Source organism: Verrucomicrobiia bacterium, from assembly GCA_019694135.1.
Classification (GTDB): Bacteria; Verrucomicrobiota; Verrucomicrobiia; order JADLBR01; family JAIBCM01; genus JAIBCM01.
This window is the reverse complement of record JAIBCM010000003.1, coordinates 118415-133019: the sequence shown is the minus strand read 5'-3', so window position 1 is coordinate 133019 and position 14605 is coordinate 118415. Positions and strand designations below refer to the sequence as shown.

Here is a 14605-nt window from a genome sequence, read left to right as displayed (position 1 = left end):
CCTCAAAACGTTTTGAAAGCGAAACCGAGTCAGTTTTTTTTAGGCATAAAATCGATTGCGATTGTGGCAATCAGTTGCTTATTTTCTGTGGCTTTAGCGCAAACAGATAAAAAGCAAGAAGACAAAAAAGCGGAGAAGAAGGAAGAAAAAATTCCCATCCAAATTACGGCTCAAGGCGAGAATGAACTTCAAGACGGTTTTGCGATTGCTCGTGAGAATGTAGAGCTGATTTATGGAGAGACTTCTGTTTATGCCGATAAAATGACTTATGACACCAAAGAGTCCTGGGTGACGGCGGAAGGGAATGTGCGAATTTATAAAAAGGATGGCACCATTTGGAAGGGGGATCGGGTTCGTTACAATTTAAAAACAGAGCAGTTAGAAGCGGACAATTTTCGGTTTGTGGATTATCCGCTTGTGGGAGAGGCGTCTTCGGTTAAAACTGAGGGTGGTTTGGATCAAATGAGTTATCGCGCTCAAGGGAATTTATTTTCTACGGAAAATTTATCCACGCCAGGTTTTAAAATTAAGCCTAAGGTTATTGAATATGAACCCAAAACGGGGCGTTATGTGATGCGCAATGCAACGGTTTATGCCGGATCGGTTCCGATTTTCTGGTTTCCTTATTTGGCTTATACGCCGAGTGATTCCAAGGTGGCAATTCAGGTAACGCCGGGTTATTCGTCAGAATGGGGCGCTTTTTTATTGACCAGTTATGGATGGGAAATTACCGATGGGTTGGATATTAAATTCCATTTTGATATGCGAAGTGAACGCGGTTTTGCCGGTGGCACGGATTTAAAATGGATTTATGGTCGACGCGAAGGCAATTCGGATAAGGGAGAATATGGTCAGGGCAAGATTCGGTTCTATTATGCTTATGATCAAAAGCCAAGTAAAGCGAGTAGCCGAGCTGATACGGATTCGAGTCGCTACCGTTTGCAGGTTCAACAGCGAGCTTATTTTACCAAAGATAAGGATATTTATGCGAATTTGGTGATCAATAAAATGAGCGATCGCAATTTTGAACGCGATTTTTTTGAAAATGAGTTTCGCAAAGAGCGTCAACCGGACAATTTTCTCGAGGTGGTAAAATATGATCCTAATTTCACTTTGACTGCTTTAGCGCGAAAGCAGTTGAACGATTTTTTTGAGACGACGGAACGCGAACCGGAAATTATTTTTGAAATGAAACGGCAACGCATTACGCCGAAACTTCCTTTGGAATATCATGGGCAAAGTTCTTTTGTGCGTTTTAATCGTAAATATAGCAATGAAGACGCAGATTTTCCGGATGATTTTAATACAACGCGTTTCGATACGTTTCATGAGATTTCTTATCCAGGACAATATTTTGGTTGGTTGAATGTGACACCGCGAGCAGGTTGGCGGGGAACTTATTATACGGACTCGTTGGGCGAAGAGGATGATTCGTTTCGAGTTCCAGGTTCAACAGGTAATGGCAGTGGTGGTGGCGTGTTTCGTTCGACGTTTGATTTGGGTTTGGAATCTTCTTTTAAACTTTCTCGCACTTGGAATTGGCAAAAACCGGAGTGGGGCATTGATCGTTTACGCCATGTAATTGAACCTTTCATTAATTTTTCCTACATCCCTAATCCCTCAGCTAATATTGATCGCATTATGCAATCGGACGGGCGATTGCCTTTTTCGACGCGATTACAACCGTTAGATTTTCCGCAATACAACTCCATCGACTCCATTGACAATCAACTCATCACACGTGTGGGAACGCGTCAACGTTGGCAAACGCATCGTGATGGGCGGAATTGGAATCTATTAGAGTGGAATACTTATATTGATATCGATCATGAAAGTCGTTACTACCACGACAACGAAACTTCTAACTTATATAATGATATTAAATTTAGGCCCGTGCCGTGGTTAACGTTTGAAGGGTTTGCTTCAACGGATCTCTATGGAGACGGATTTAATGAGTATAATACTCGAATTACCTGGCAAATTGCTCGACCGTTCCAATTTCGTTTTGGCTCTCGCTATATCAACGGATTTGATCCCTTTCCCAATAGCAACCAATTTTATTTGAATCTGTTTTGGCGCATCAACGAAAGTTGGGCTTTTGAAACACGCCACGTTTTCGAAGTAGAAGACTCCACTTTAGAGTTGCAGGAATATAGTATTTATCGTGATTTTACTTCGTGGCGAATGGCCTTCGTGAGTCAGATTCGGAATAATCGTGAAAATGCGGACGAGTATGCGTTTTATTTAACTTTCACGATGAAAAATTTCCCAGAAGCTTCGATTCCTTTGGGTTATGAAGTGGACGAAGACGCATCGGGCGGTAATTAAATTTTTCTCAAAAATTAAGGGAATGATAAAATTATGAAGTTAAGTATTATTGGATCAGGATATGTAGGATTAGTCACCGGCACTTGTTTTGCAGAAGTGGGACATCAAGTGATTTGTGTGGATAATAATCAAGAAAAAGTGAAGCAGTTGCGAGCGGGTAAAATTCCCATTTACGAGCCGGGTTTGGAAGAGTTAATCAAACGCAATGTAGCCAATGGGCGCTTGCAATTTACTGATTCAATTAAGGAAGGCGTGGACAATTCAGAGGTGGTCTTTATTGCGGTGCCCACTCCACCGCAGAGCGATGGAAATGTGGATTTGACTTATATTGAGCAAGTCGCTCGCGAAATTGCGGGTGTGTTAAATGATTATCGTGTTATTGTGGATAAAAGCACGGTTCCCGTTAAAACGGGTGAAAAAGTGGCGGAAACCATTTCGCGTTACTGCAAAGCAAAAGTGGAATTTGATGTGGTGAGTAATCCGGAATTTTTACGCGAAGGTTGCGCTGTGTCAGACCTAATGAAACCGGATCGCATTGTAATTGGAGTAAAAAATGATCGTCCTGTCGCAGCCATGGAAAAAATTTATGAACCGTTTCATGCGCCGGTTTATATTACGGATATTAACAGCGCTGAATTGATCAAACACGCAGCCAACTCATTTTTAGCGCTTAAAATTTCTTACATTAATGCCGTAGCGGCCATATGTGAAGCTTCAGGCGCAAATGTCGATGAAGTAGCGGATGGCATGGGCGCGGATAAACGTATTGGTCGCGCTTTCTTAAACGCAGGCTTGGGTTATGGGGGCAGTTGTTTCCCGAAAGACATCAAAGCCTTCATTGCTATTTCCGAACAGTTGGGGGTGCCTTTTACGCTGTTGAAAGAAGTGGAACGCATTAATGAAGCGCAGTTGGAACGGTTTATTAAAAAAATTAAAGACGCACTTTGGGTTTTGAAGGACAAAACGATTGGTGTTTTAGGGTTGGCTTTTAAAGGTGACACCGATGATGTTCGTAGCAGTGTTGCCATTGCGTTATGTCGTCGCTTGGTGGCCGAAGGTGCCAAGCTTCGAGTATATGATCCGCAAGGCTTGGAAAAAGCAAAAGAAGAGCTTAAAAAAGAGATTAATAGCATTACTTTTTGTGCTCAAGGCGAAGAAGTTTTTGATAAAGTGGAAGCCATTGCTGTGGCTACGGAATGGAAAGAGTTTCGCAATTTGCCTTGGAAACAGTTGAAAGACAAAATGATTTCACCGTTAGTTTTTGATGGGCGAAATCTTTTAGATGCGAAAGAGCTTCAAGGTTTTGGCTATCAGTATCAAGGGGTTGGTCGCTGATAATTGGAAAATTTCAACTAGCTTTTAAAGCGTTGCCTTTTTCATTTCTTCAAAAATTGCTTTTAATTCAGCATCTTTGACGGCTTCATCGGCAGCTTGAGTAAAAAGAGTGCGATGTTCTTGAGAAAGGGTTTCGTAAAGATGTGCTTGGAGACCCATTTCTAATTTATCAATTTGTTTAATAAATTGTGCCTCAGGTGATTCGCCTTTTTCAAATTCTTCCCAAAGTGCAATATATTTTTGGCCTTGAGGCAGTTTGGCGAGCACTTGATGAATGGATTGTTGTTCTCGATGATATTTTTCTTCGGCTTGAAGATTGTTAACGGGTGTGAGATCACCAGCATAAATTTCGCCAAAATCGTGCAATAAGACCATGATCAAAACTTTTTTAAGATCGAGCTGAGGAAAATAATTATCGGCTAAAAACAAAGCGAGAATAGCAGCAGCAAAAGAATGTTCTGCCACACTTTCGCATATTTCTTTTTTTAACCCGTTTTGCAACCAACCTTGACGATAGAGTTGTTTAAGATGTTGCACTTCAAGATAAGTCTCTAACAGAGGTGAAAGCTGCTTTAACGAAAGACGCGATAAAGCAGGTAGAGCTTTTTGTTGCATGATTGCCAATTAAAGATTTACTGTTTATCGGTAATTGTTTCAATTTTATGACGACTGTAATCGGATAGACCGACCACTAAACCTAAACCGACAAAACAAGTGCCAATTATCTGTCCAATTTTAACTTCCACGCCAGGAATCAGAAAGTAACTAAGAAAAGGGAGCACGACGACATACAAATTGGTATAGGGCACCCACACGTGAACGGGATATTTGGAAAGAGCAAAGAAACCCCAGCTATAAATGTAACCTGTTAGACCAGCGCCTATCGCAAAAATAACCGCTTTTTGCGGGGTGAAATAACCGGTGAAACTTTTCCATTCGATCAGAGCGATCACAGCAATGGCTAACGTCGCATAACCAAATTTAAAAATTTCTCGCCATAAAACGAATGCGTTGGAACTTACTTTGTGTTTGGCTAATTGCACGGATTTATTGTTAAGAATTTGTTGAGAACAAAGGCAAAGGTTAATGATGATTAACCAGACCACCGCTTGCCAATCGAGAGAGCGAGTTAACATTGCTTTGGCATGAGAAACGCCACCACTGCTCAAGACTACGTGGCTAAGTTGAGGTAAACTATCTAATTTAAGTGAGGAAATAACCAAGCCTGCTAAAACAAACAGTGTGCCAAACCAGTGTTCCTTACGAACGGTGGAACCAAACATTAAGCCGGTCGCTACGGGTAATAAAACAATGTAAACCGAAATAAAAGGAACCCAGAGGTGAGGAGAATAACGCGAGATGGAAAAGAAACCAATATTTTCAATAATTCCAGTAAAAGAACAGATGGAAACCGTAAGGACAGAGGCCCAACCCGGCCAAAATTCTTTTAACGCTCTTCCTTTGATTGCTTCTAACACTACGGCAACTATTGACCAGGATAATTTAAAGAGTTCTCGCCACCAGGTCAGGACCACCGCGGTGGCAAATTCTGTCAAACCGCTGGTAGGAACATCCGATGGGTTAGTGGGTTTTTCTGTTGCAGAAGTCGTTTTATCAGCTTGGGTGCGCGCTAAATTGTTGAGTAGCTGCTGGCCGCCCAAAGCAGCATTAATAATCAGCAAAACGATGATAACGGTCCATTCCATAGTTTATTAATTTAAAAATAAAAATTGATTAAGGATTGTGATAAAGCAGATGCGCAATACATGTCAAAGCTCATTCTTAAAAGCGGCTTGCCAGGATGTCACGAGAAAAATGAAGGATTTCTTTTTCATGATCGAAGGATAAAGATTGACGAAGTTACTGTTTTTTTTTCATGCTAGGCAAAGATGATAAAAAATTGAATGAAGTGTTGGAAAGTTTTCATTTTTGCTATTCTGCTTTTTGGCATCTTTTCTTGTATCCAGGCTCGTCCCATTGTGGTGATTGATCCCGGACATGGGGGCGAAGATCGAGGCGGTCTGCCAGGACAACGGATTCCAGAAAAAGTGATGACGTTGGATGTGGGGCTACGTTTGGAAAGAATTTTACTTAATCTGGGTTATAAAGTAGTTATGACGCGGCAATCGGATCGTTTTGTTTCTTTGGCTGAACGATGTCGCGTAGCTAATCGCATTCGAAATTGTATTTTTGTGAGTATTCATTTTGATGCTTATTACAATAGTCGAAGCAATGGCGTCAGCACGCATTATGCAAAATATAACAGCGGTCGTTTGGCAACTTTGGTGCATCGACGTTTAGTGCAAAGATTAAATCCCATGATGAATCGCGGCGTCAAACGGGCTCGCTTTTATGTCATTCGCAATACTTATTGTCCATCGATCTTGGTCGAGGGCGGTTTTCTAACGAATCGAAGGGAGTGTGAAAGAATTTTATCGCCCAATTATCGACAGGCCATGGCGAATGCTATTGCCCAGGGTATTTTAGATTATGGAGGTTAAACATGGTTAGATTTTTTTTCATTATTATAATAATAGGATTGAGTTGGGAGGTTGTGAATGGCCAGGATTCAGCGTTAAAGCTGGGGCTTGTTTTTCCGTTGGAAGAAAAAAGGGATCGTGTTTATGTGAAAGAAACGTGCCTGATTAGTCGCAATACGATTTTGAATAAAGGGACGTTGCTACGGGTTATGTTTCAACTGCCTCGACTAGAAGATGCGGATGTGAAACGCGCGGAAAAAAAGGAGAAGCAAAAGCGCGCTTATACGAAACAGCATGAGTTAAAAAGTGTTGTGGTTTCGCCGCAACAAGAGGCGCTCAAGCAAAGAGCATTGGCGACGGCTTGGACGAATGCGTTACCGTTTCGTGCGTTGTTGAATCGCACGGAGTTTGAAGAAATTTATGTTGTGACAGAGGAGGCCGACGGAGAGTTAGAGATGGAGTCGATTGATTTGCCGGAAGGACTGTTGTTGGTGGAAAATGAGAAGGGGGTTGAAGTGGCATGGGTAGCAAATAAACGAAGTGGCGCAGCGAAAGAATTTCGTGTGGGCGATAGGATTTTGGCGTTGAATGGAGAAAAGGTGAAGACGTTGCGAGATTTTCAGCAGGATTATCTTGCTGTGAAATCGAACGATCCACGCAAGCGCGAATTGATTTCTGTGGAGGTAATTGGAAAAGGGGAAACCCGTTCTACTTTTTTAAGTTTGGACGCGCCTCCGAGTTTATCTGGAAGTTTGCTTGATATGCCTTAATTTGCTTTAAGTTGAAAGGTAACAATGAAAAAACCGGTTGTTTTAATTATTCGTGATGGTTGGGGGATTAATCCTCAAGGCAAAAATGGCGCGGAAAGTGAAGGCGACGCGACGTTGTTGGCGGAAACACCGTTTCATGATTATTTATACTCACATTATCCTTTAGCAACGCTAAGTGGGAGCGGTTGGGATGTGGGTTTGCCCAAAGGGCAGATGGGCAATTCGGAGGTAGGGCATTTGAATTTAGGCGCGGGACGGATTGTTTATCAGGATTTGACGCGAATTAATCAAGCTATTGAAGATAAAAAATTTTTTCATATTCCTGTGCTGACGCAATTTTTTTCGCAGCTTCGATCAAAGCAAAAAGCTCTGCATCTCTTGGGATTACTATCGGATGGAGGCGTGCATTCACACCAAAAACATCTTTACGCTTTGTTACACGCGGCTAAGGAAGCGAAATTACAAGAGGTTTATATTCACGCTTTTTTGGATGGTCGCGATACTTCGCCGACGGGAGGTATCAATTATGTTGATGAGTTATTGGCGTTTCTTGAGAAGGAGGGGATCGGTCATTTAGCAACGATTATTGGGCGTTATTATGCGATGGATCGGGATAATCGTTGGGATCGAACACAAAAAGCTTATGAGTTGATCACACAAGGGGTGGGGAAAGAGATTTTACATATTACAGAGGAGATTAATCATTGTTATACACAGGGAACAACGGACGAGTTCATGGCGCCTTTGGTTATTCATTCTATGCCACGTCCTTTGGTTAAAGATGGGGATAGTGTTTTATTTTTTAATTTTCGTTCAGATCGCGCGCGTCAACTTTCTCAGGCTTTTTTGTCAAAAACATTTGATCGCTTTCCACGCGCTTATTGGCCGCAGGTGAATTATGGAACGATGACGGAATATGATTCTACGTTTTCGTGTCCTGTGCTTTTTGAGCCGCAATCTATGTCGCATATTTTTGGCGAGGTGGTGAGTGAAGCAGGTTTGACTCAGTTGCGCATGGCGGAAACGGAAAAATATCCGCATGTCACTTATTTTTTTAATGGTGGTCGAGAAGAACCTTTTCCCGTAGAGGAGCGGGTGATGATTCCTTCGCCCAAGGTGGCGACTTACGATTTGAAACCGGAAATGTCGGCTATTGAATTGACGGAGGAAGCGTTAAAACAGTTGCGAACGGGTAAGTTTGATGTGTTGATTCTGAATTATGCGAATCCTGACATGGTAGGACATACGGGTTCTTTACCCGCAGCGATTCAAGCAGTGGAAACGATTGATTGGGCTGTGCAACAGCTTGTGGAAACGGTTTTGGAATTGGGCGGGAAATTATTGATCACTGCGGATCACGGGAATTGCGAGCAAATGATTGCAGCAGATGGCTCACCTCACACCGCTCACACGACGAATCGTGTCCATCTTTTGTATGTGGCGGATGATGCTGAGAATTTTCGATTGAAGGATGGAATTTTAGCGGATATTGCACCGACTTTACTGACAATGTTGGGATTAAATCAACCCAAAGAGATGACGGGTCATTCGCTTTTAGAAAGGAAGGGATAACCATGTTTCGATCTTCATTGCGTTATTTTTCTTTTGGCATCGTGAATGGATTGATTGCCCTGAACGTGGTAGTTTTTCTTTTACAATTAGCAACCGATCGTGACCCTTGGCTAGTTCGTTATTTTGCCTTGAGTTCTTTTGGTTGGGAAGAAGGGCGTTATTACCAGCTTTTTACTTATATGTGGTTGCATGGAGGGTTTGCGCATTTGCTGTTTAATATGATCGGTCTTTGGGTTTTTGGCCGTGAATTGGAGCCGATTGCTGGACGCTGGCATTTTATTTTTTTGTATTTGTTGAGTGGTTTGGCAGGAGGCATTTTATGGATCATTTTTAATTTAAATTCTCTTTATCCGATGATAGGAGCCAGCGCTTCGGTGTTGGGATTGGTCACGGCGTTTGCCGTGTTGTTTCCCCGAGTGCCTTTGCTTATTTTTCCTTTACCTTTTCCTGTGCAAGCACGTTGGATGGCTGTGGGTTACACTTTACTGACTTTGATTTTTATTTTTCGTGGCGCGCTTTCGCAAGTGGCGCATTTAGCTCATTTGGGAGGAATTGTAGTGGGCTTTGTTTATGCGCGGTTTTTTTTAGTGAAACGCATGAAAATGTTTCCAACACGTTTTTAACCGATTTATTTTTCTCACTTGTCAGACCGCTTTGGTCTTGGCAGTTTGCCAGAATTGATGAGCCGTTTTTTTTTATTTTTGGTTGTGTTGGCTTTGGCAGGTTGTGGCAATGCCAAGGAGAAAAAAATTATTTCTGACGTGGAAACGTTGATGAAATTTCATGAATATAGTAAAGCCATGATGGTTTTGAAGGAGGCGTTGCAAACAGAACCAAAAAATAAAAAATTTTTGCGTTATCGCATTTTAGTCTTGTTAAAGGCTGAGCAACCCGATTTGGCTTATGCTGCTTATCGGCAAATGAAAGAAAAAATCTCTTCGGGTGATGATGTTTTATTGAAGGCATTGGAGAATGAGGATGTCGCGATTCGTGTCACGGCGGCCCAGGTTTTATCAGTTGCTAAAGAGCCAGAATCGGTTCCTGCTTTGATTAAGCGAGTGAGTGATTCGGATGAAACGGTTCGACGCGCGGCAATTAATGCGTTAAGAGAACTAAAAGATTGGCGTGCTACAGAGGCGTTGTTAAAAGCGTTAAAAGATGAATCCTGGTTTGTGCGAGGTGAAGCGGCGCAGGCATTGAGCGCTATTGGCGCGACAGAGGCTTTACCTGCTTTATTCGAGGCTTTGCACGATTCGGATGCTTATGTGAAACAAGCAGCGGGCGCTGCACTGATTGCTTTAGCAAATGGAGATAGCTTGGAAATTTTTTCTCAACAATTATCGCATGACGATTGGGAAACAAAATTGATCGCAGCCATTGCTTTGGCAAAGAACGGTAATGATCGAGGGAAAACGTTTTTAATTCGAGCTTTGGAAGAATCTCAAGGAGATGCCTGGCATCGTCGTCTTTGTGTGGAAGCGTTGATTGATTTAAAAGCATCAGAAGCTTTGCCTTTATTGCAGAAAATAGCGGAGGGAGATAAAGATTCGCAAGTGCGTCTGGCAGCAATCACGGCGTTAGGGTTAATGCCCGATGCCAGTTCTTTTGCGGTGTTGGATCGAATTCGAAAAAATCCTCAAATTTCTCCAGCCGTTCGAGCTCACGCAGAAGAAGCGCTGCGTTTAATTGATGCAACACTACGCAATCCAATTTATTAAGATTGTTGCGAAAAAATTTTTATTTGGGGCCAATAATTTTTACACCAGCTCGGTTGCTAGCAACTAAAATAGGCAGTGTGAAGTTGTTGATACTTGAAAGAGCGAAAACTTCACGGCGTTTTTGAATGACAATATCAAGTCCTCCCACGGTGTGAGTAATGCCTTCAGTTTGATTTACGATATTATTTTCTTCGTCAACCGTTGTTGTTGTTTTAGTGGATGAAGCCGTAACTTGGGGGGTAAGTCCTGTTTTAAAGGTTCCAACAAATTTTTCTTTAGGCTGTAGGGTATATAAAGGTAATGATGAAGGGAAAAAAATGCCGTTATTATTAGTATACCCAAAAAGTTCTCTACCAACTTTTACTAGTAAAATAGGACTAGTATTGGGTACAGCAACCGTATTAAGAGTAGAGCCGATAGTATTGTTCTGTAAAACGATAGGATCGATTGTTTGAACTTCAGTAAATGTATTGTTTTGATATAAAGCACCTAATACCTTGGCTCGAGGAGCAAGAGTATTACCAAATTGTAGTTGAGTTTGTTGATAGGTTCCTTCATTTGCTAAATAAGCAGTTATTTTTTTCTTGCGTTGCAAAATAAGATCAACATCTCCATCTCCATCAATGTCACCCGTGGCAACGAGTTTAAAACCAGGATTGGGCAGCGGAACCGAAAGAGCGGTAATATTACTAGAAAAATTAGGGCCATAAGCAATCCTTATTACTTGCCCAGTTTGGCTCAATAAATCGACATTACCATCACCATTAATATCTCGAATAGCTTTAGGTTTAAAAGGACGATTTTCTTCAGAGGTAATTAAAGTATTGATTGAATCGGCACCTGGCGCAATTTTAGTAATTTTTAAAATCTTTGATTTAAATTTTCCATAAAAAGGTTCTGCCACAATATTGGTGACATAAACAGGGGGTGCATTTGTTTCGTCAGTGGCGTAACTTTGAAGCGGAGTCAAAGCCGCGAAGATAACAAGAAATAGAAAAATGATTCGATTGCGCTCCATACATCCTCCTTTAAACAAAATTAACTCTATGAAAAGAAAAATCAAATGAATATTATGACTTTTTTAGTGTGGTTGCAATTTTAGTTTTTATTCTTATTTTAATCTTTTTTGATAAAACCGCTTGACTTCTATAAAAGATAGATCAAATTCGGGCGCTGTTTTAGAAAATAAAACCCCGAAAACTTTTTCAAAAAAAATTGAGAGAGTAAAAGTGTTTTATTGATTTTTTTAATGCGATTAATTACGCAAGTTAAAAAAAATCTAAAACAAGTCTTTGCCCACGTAGCTCAGTTGGCAGAGCACGTCCTTGGTAAGGACGAGGTCGTCGGTTCAATCCCGATCGTGGGCTGGTAGTTGTAAGAAAAATTTAGAAAGTTAAAAATTAGAAATATAAATTAGGAGTCACAAATATTATGGCGAAGGAAGCATTTAAACGCGATAAACCCCACGTTAATATTGGCACAATTGGTCACGTGGACCATGGAAAGACAACTTTGACCGCCGCCATTACTACGATTTTGTCCAAGCAAGGTTTGGCAGAAGCTAAGGCTTACGATCAAATTGACGCGGCTCCTGAAGAAAAAGAGCGCGGAATCACGATTAACACAGCGCACGTCGAATATCAGACTGATAAACGTCACTATGCTCACGTGGATTGTCCGGGTCACGCTGACTATATTAAAAACATGATTACCGGCGCTGCTCAGATGGATGGAGCGATTCTCGTGGTGAGTGCGGCTGATGGACCGATGCCACAAACTCGCGAACATATCCTTTTAGCACGCCAAGTCGGGGTGCCTGCCTTGGTTGTATTTCTCAATAAATGCGACATGGTTGATGATAAAGAATTGCTTGATTTGGTGGAACTTGAAGTTCGTGAGCTTCTCACTCAATACGAATTTCCTGGCGATAAAATTCCTATTGTGAAAGGCAGTGCTGTAAAAGCTTTAGCTTCTGCTGATCCCAATAGCGCTGATGCCAAATGCATTTTAGATCTCATGAACGCGGTGGATACTTATATTCCATTGCCAGAACGTCCGAAAGATCAGCCTTTCCTCATGTCTGTTGAAGACGTATTTAACATTGAAGGTCGCGGAACAGTTGCAACCGGTCGCGTGGAGCGAGGTGTTTTAAAGAAAATGGAAGAAGTAGAAATTGTCGGATTAAAACCCACTCAAAAAACAGTGGCAACTGACATTGAAATGTTTAGAAAACTTCTCGATCAAGCTGAAGCGGGCGATAACGTGGGTGTATTGCTTCGCGGCGTGAAAAAGGAAGACGTGGAACGCGGTCAAGTGATTTCGAAACCAGGCACGATTACCCCTCATAAGAAATTCAAGGCAGAAGTTTATGTATTGAGCAAAGAAGAAGGTGGTCGACACACTCCTTTCTTTTCCAATTACCGACCTCAATTTTTCTTCCGCACGACCGACGTGACAGGCACGATCAAACTACCTGCCAACGTTGAAATGGTAATGCCAGGTGATAACATATCCATGGAAGTCGAATTGTTAGCGCCCGTGGCTATGGAAAAAACCATGCGCTTTGCGATTCGAGAAGGTGGTAGAACCGTAGGGGCAGGCCGTGTTACCGAAATTATTGAATAAAAAGTAACAGGACCCTGTCTTTACGTTGAACCTCTTTTTAGGAGAGTAGCTCAATTGGTAGAGCAGCGGTCTCCAAAACCGCATGTTGCAGGTTCGAGTCCTGTCTCTCCTGCATCAGGCAAAAGATAAAACATAAGAAAGAAGATAGTGATGACTTCAAAATTAGCGCAATGGGCACAAGTGCATTGGTTGCAGACCGCTTTATTACTAGCGGCTATTCTGATTACCTTAGCTCTTGTGATTCGTTATTGGTCTAAAATTTTAAGTTTTAGCCGGGAAGTCAACGTAGAACTCAAAAAGTGCAGTTGGCCCTGGGATCCCATGCAAACCGGATTGCGTCGCTACAAAGAGTTAATTGACTCTACCGTAGTCGTTATTGTTTCTATGGTTTTATTAGGCGCTTATACCAGCTTTTTTGATCTTATTCTCATGAAAGTAGTCGGTCTAGTCATTCAACTTCATATCTAATCAAATCATGGACTCTTTTTCTTCTCAAACCTCAACAGATCAAAGCGAAAATACGCCTGCACCCAATTTGGGAGCAGCTGAAGAGCCGAATCCTACTCAGTCAACAGCACAGGAAACATCACAAAACGCAACGCAAGAAATAGAACACCAAGAAGCTCAAGAAATTTCAGAGCAGAAAGAGGAAAAGGTGGTGAGCTCCATCTTACAACCTTTGGACAAGCGTCATCCAAACTATGATAAAGCACAATGGTTTGCCCTTCATGTGCTCAGCGGTCAAGAAAGTAAAGTGCGCGATGCATTGCTCAAGCGACTCAAAGCCAATGAAATGGTCGACAGTTTGCACGAAGTCATTGTTCCTACAGAAAGGGTTTCGGAAATTCGACGCAATAAAAAAATTGAAACTGAGCGTAAACTTTATCCTGGCTACGTTTTTATTTTAGCCAATCTTTTGGATGATAATAAAAAAATCATCGAAAAAACTTGGTATTATTTACGAGAAACTCAGGGAGTTTTAGGTTTTGCAGATGGGCAAAAACCTATCCCCATGCGAAACAGTGAAGTGGAGGCCATGTTAGCGCAAATCAAAGCCAGTGAAGAACATGTGATTCCCAAAACAGCATTTTCTGTGGGCGATAAGGTCAAAGTCGGTGATGGCCCATTCCAGAATCAGGACGGACTTGTGGAAGAGGTTTATCCCGAAAAAGGTCGCCTTTTGGTTTCGGTAAGCATTTTTGGACGAAGCACTCCAGTTGAATTAGAGTATTGGCAAGTTGAAAAAACGTGATATAATAAATAGTTTGGGCAAATTACTTTTCAAAATGGGTAAAAATTGAGTTAAAGAAAAAAATTATGGCAAAAGAAGTTGTTGCAACGATTAAATTACAAATCCCAGCGGGTCAGGCCAATCCAGCCCCTCCCGTAGGACCAGCTTTGGGTCAACAAGGCGTTAACATTATGGCTTTTTGCAAGGAATTTAATGCCGCTACGCAAAAGCAAGGTGGAGACATTTTGCCGGTCATAATTACCGTTTATAAAGATAAAAGTTTTAGTTTCATTACCAAATCGCCACCTGCTGCGGTGCTTCTTAAAAAAGCGGCTAAAATTGCGAGTGGCTCGAAAGAACCCAACAAAAACAAGGTGGCTAAACTTTCCAAAGCCCAAGTGATGGAAATTGTGAAGCTAAAAATAAAAGATTTGAATACGCACGATGAAGAAGCTGCTTTCCGGATTTTAGCCGGAACAGCGCGTCAAGCGGGGATTGAAATTGTCTAGTATTAACCATAAGTAGGAGTCTCGCCACGGCGAGACG

Annotated in this window: 14 protein-coding genes and 2 tRNA genes; 13 read left to right on the top strand and 3 right to left on the bottom strand. The window is 41.7% G+C overall.

The window, feature by feature from the left end:
• The first annotated feature begins 12 nt into the window (after positions 1–12).
• Both K1X66_05250 and K1X66_05245 read left to right on the top strand, forming a co-directional pair.
• Positions 13–2328 carry a hypothetical protein gene (locus tag K1X66_05250; protein ID MBX7157772.1) on the top strand — a complete coding sequence of 772 codons (2316 nt, stop codon included), beginning with the start codon at positions 13–15 and terminating at the stop codon, positions 2326–2328.
• A gap of 33 nt (positions 2329–2361) precedes the next feature.
• Entirely contained in the window at positions 2362–3663 is a 1302-nt protein-coding gene (locus K1X66_05245) for a UDP-glucose/GDP-mannose dehydrogenase family protein (protein ID MBX7157771.1), read from the top strand.
• 24 nt (positions 3664–3687) lie between these two features.
• Here K1X66_05245 and K1X66_05240 read toward each other — a convergent pair whose 3' ends face one another.
• Both K1X66_05240 and K1X66_05235 read right to left on the bottom strand, forming a co-directional pair.
• Positions 3688–4278, bottom strand: a complete 591-nt coding sequence (locus K1X66_05240) for an HD domain-containing protein (protein ID MBX7157770.1) — start codon at positions 4276–4278, stop codon at positions 3688–3690.
• Between the two features lie 17 nt (positions 4279–4295).
• Positions 4296–5369: a hypothetical protein gene (locus K1X66_05235; GenBank protein MBX7157769.1), complete on the bottom strand. Its 1074-nt coding sequence runs from the start codon at positions 5367–5369 to the stop codon at positions 4296–4298.
• Between the two features lie 198 nt (positions 5370–5567).
• Between K1X66_05235 and K1X66_05230 the strand changes: the two genes are divergently transcribed.
• Genes K1X66_05230 through K1X66_05210 form a run of 5 tightly spaced genes read left to right on the top strand, consistent with a single transcriptional unit; the run spans position 5568 to position 10203 of the window.
• Positions 5568–6164, top strand: coding sequence for an N-acetylmuramoyl-L-alanine amidase (locus K1X66_05230; GenBank protein ID MBX7157768.1), 597 nt, complete (start codon positions 5568–5570; stop codon positions 6162–6164).
• Positions 6165–6166: 2 nt separating this feature from the next.
• Complete coding sequence (locus K1X66_05225) at positions 6167–6913, top strand: hypothetical protein (protein MBX7157767.1); 747 nt, start codon at positions 6167–6169, stop codon at positions 6911–6913.
• Between the two features lie 24 nt (positions 6914–6937).
• Positions 6938–8485: a 2,3-bisphosphoglycerate-independent phosphoglycerate mutase gene (gene gpmI, locus K1X66_05220; protein MBX7157766.1), complete on the top strand. Its 1548-nt coding sequence runs from the start codon at positions 6938–6940 to the stop codon at positions 8483–8485.
• A 2-nt stretch (positions 8486–8487) separates the two neighbouring features.
• Positions 8488–9108 (top strand): rhomboid family intramembrane serine protease, encoded by a 621-nt coding sequence (locus K1X66_05215; protein MBX7157765.1) that lies wholly within the window; start codon positions 8488–8490, stop codon positions 9106–9108.
• A 57-nt stretch (positions 9109–9165) separates the two neighbouring features.
• Positions 9166–10203 carry a HEAT repeat domain-containing protein gene (locus tag K1X66_05210; protein MBX7157764.1) on the top strand — a complete coding sequence of 346 codons (1038 nt, stop codon included), beginning with the start codon at positions 9166–9168 and terminating at the stop codon, positions 10201–10203.
• Between the two features lie 19 nt (positions 10204–10222).
• On the opposite strand, the gene K1X66_05205 is transcribed toward K1X66_05210, so the two are convergent.
• The gene (locus tag K1X66_05205) at positions 10223–11221 is read right to left on the bottom strand and encodes an FG-GAP-like repeat-containing protein (GenBank protein ID MBX7157763.1); all 999 of its coding nucleotides are present in this window, start codon (positions 11219–11221) and stop codon (positions 10223–10225) included.
• A 276-nt stretch (positions 11222–11497) separates the two neighbouring features.
• Between K1X66_05205 and K1X66_05200 the strand changes: the two genes are divergently transcribed.
• The 6 genes from K1X66_05200 to rplK all read left to right on the top strand — a co-directional run bounded on the left by K1X66_05200 (position 11498) and on the right by rplK (position 14568).
• Positions 11498–11570 (top strand) — tRNA-Thr (locus tag K1X66_05200).
• Positions 11571–11634: 64 nt separating this feature from the next.
• The gene (gene tuf / locus K1X66_05195; protein ID MBX7157762.1) at positions 11635–12828 is read left to right on the top strand and encodes an elongation factor Tu; all 1194 of its coding nucleotides are present in this window, start codon (positions 11635–11637) and stop codon (positions 12826–12828) included.
• 39 nt (positions 12829–12867) lie between these two features.
• Positions 12868–12940: transfer RNA gene (locus tag K1X66_05190), tRNA-Trp, on the top strand.
• A gap of 38 nt (positions 12941–12978) precedes the next feature.
• Positions 12979–13296 carry a preprotein translocase subunit SecE gene (locus tag K1X66_05185; protein ID MBX7157761.1) on the top strand — a complete coding sequence of 106 codons (318 nt, stop codon included), beginning with the start codon at positions 12979–12981 and terminating at the stop codon, positions 13294–13296.
• Positions 13297–13303: 7 nt separating this feature from the next.
• Positions 13304–14080 (top strand): transcription termination/antitermination protein NusG, encoded by a 777-nt coding sequence (gene nusG, locus K1X66_05180; GenBank protein ID MBX7157760.1) that lies wholly within the window; start codon positions 13304–13306, stop codon positions 14078–14080.
• Between the two features lie 65 nt (positions 14081–14145).
• Positions 14146–14568 carry a 50S ribosomal protein L11 gene (gene rplK / locus K1X66_05175; protein MBX7157759.1) on the top strand — a complete coding sequence of 141 codons (423 nt, stop codon included), beginning with the start codon at positions 14146–14148 and terminating at the stop codon, positions 14566–14568.
• Positions 14569–14605: the final 37 nt, after the last annotated feature.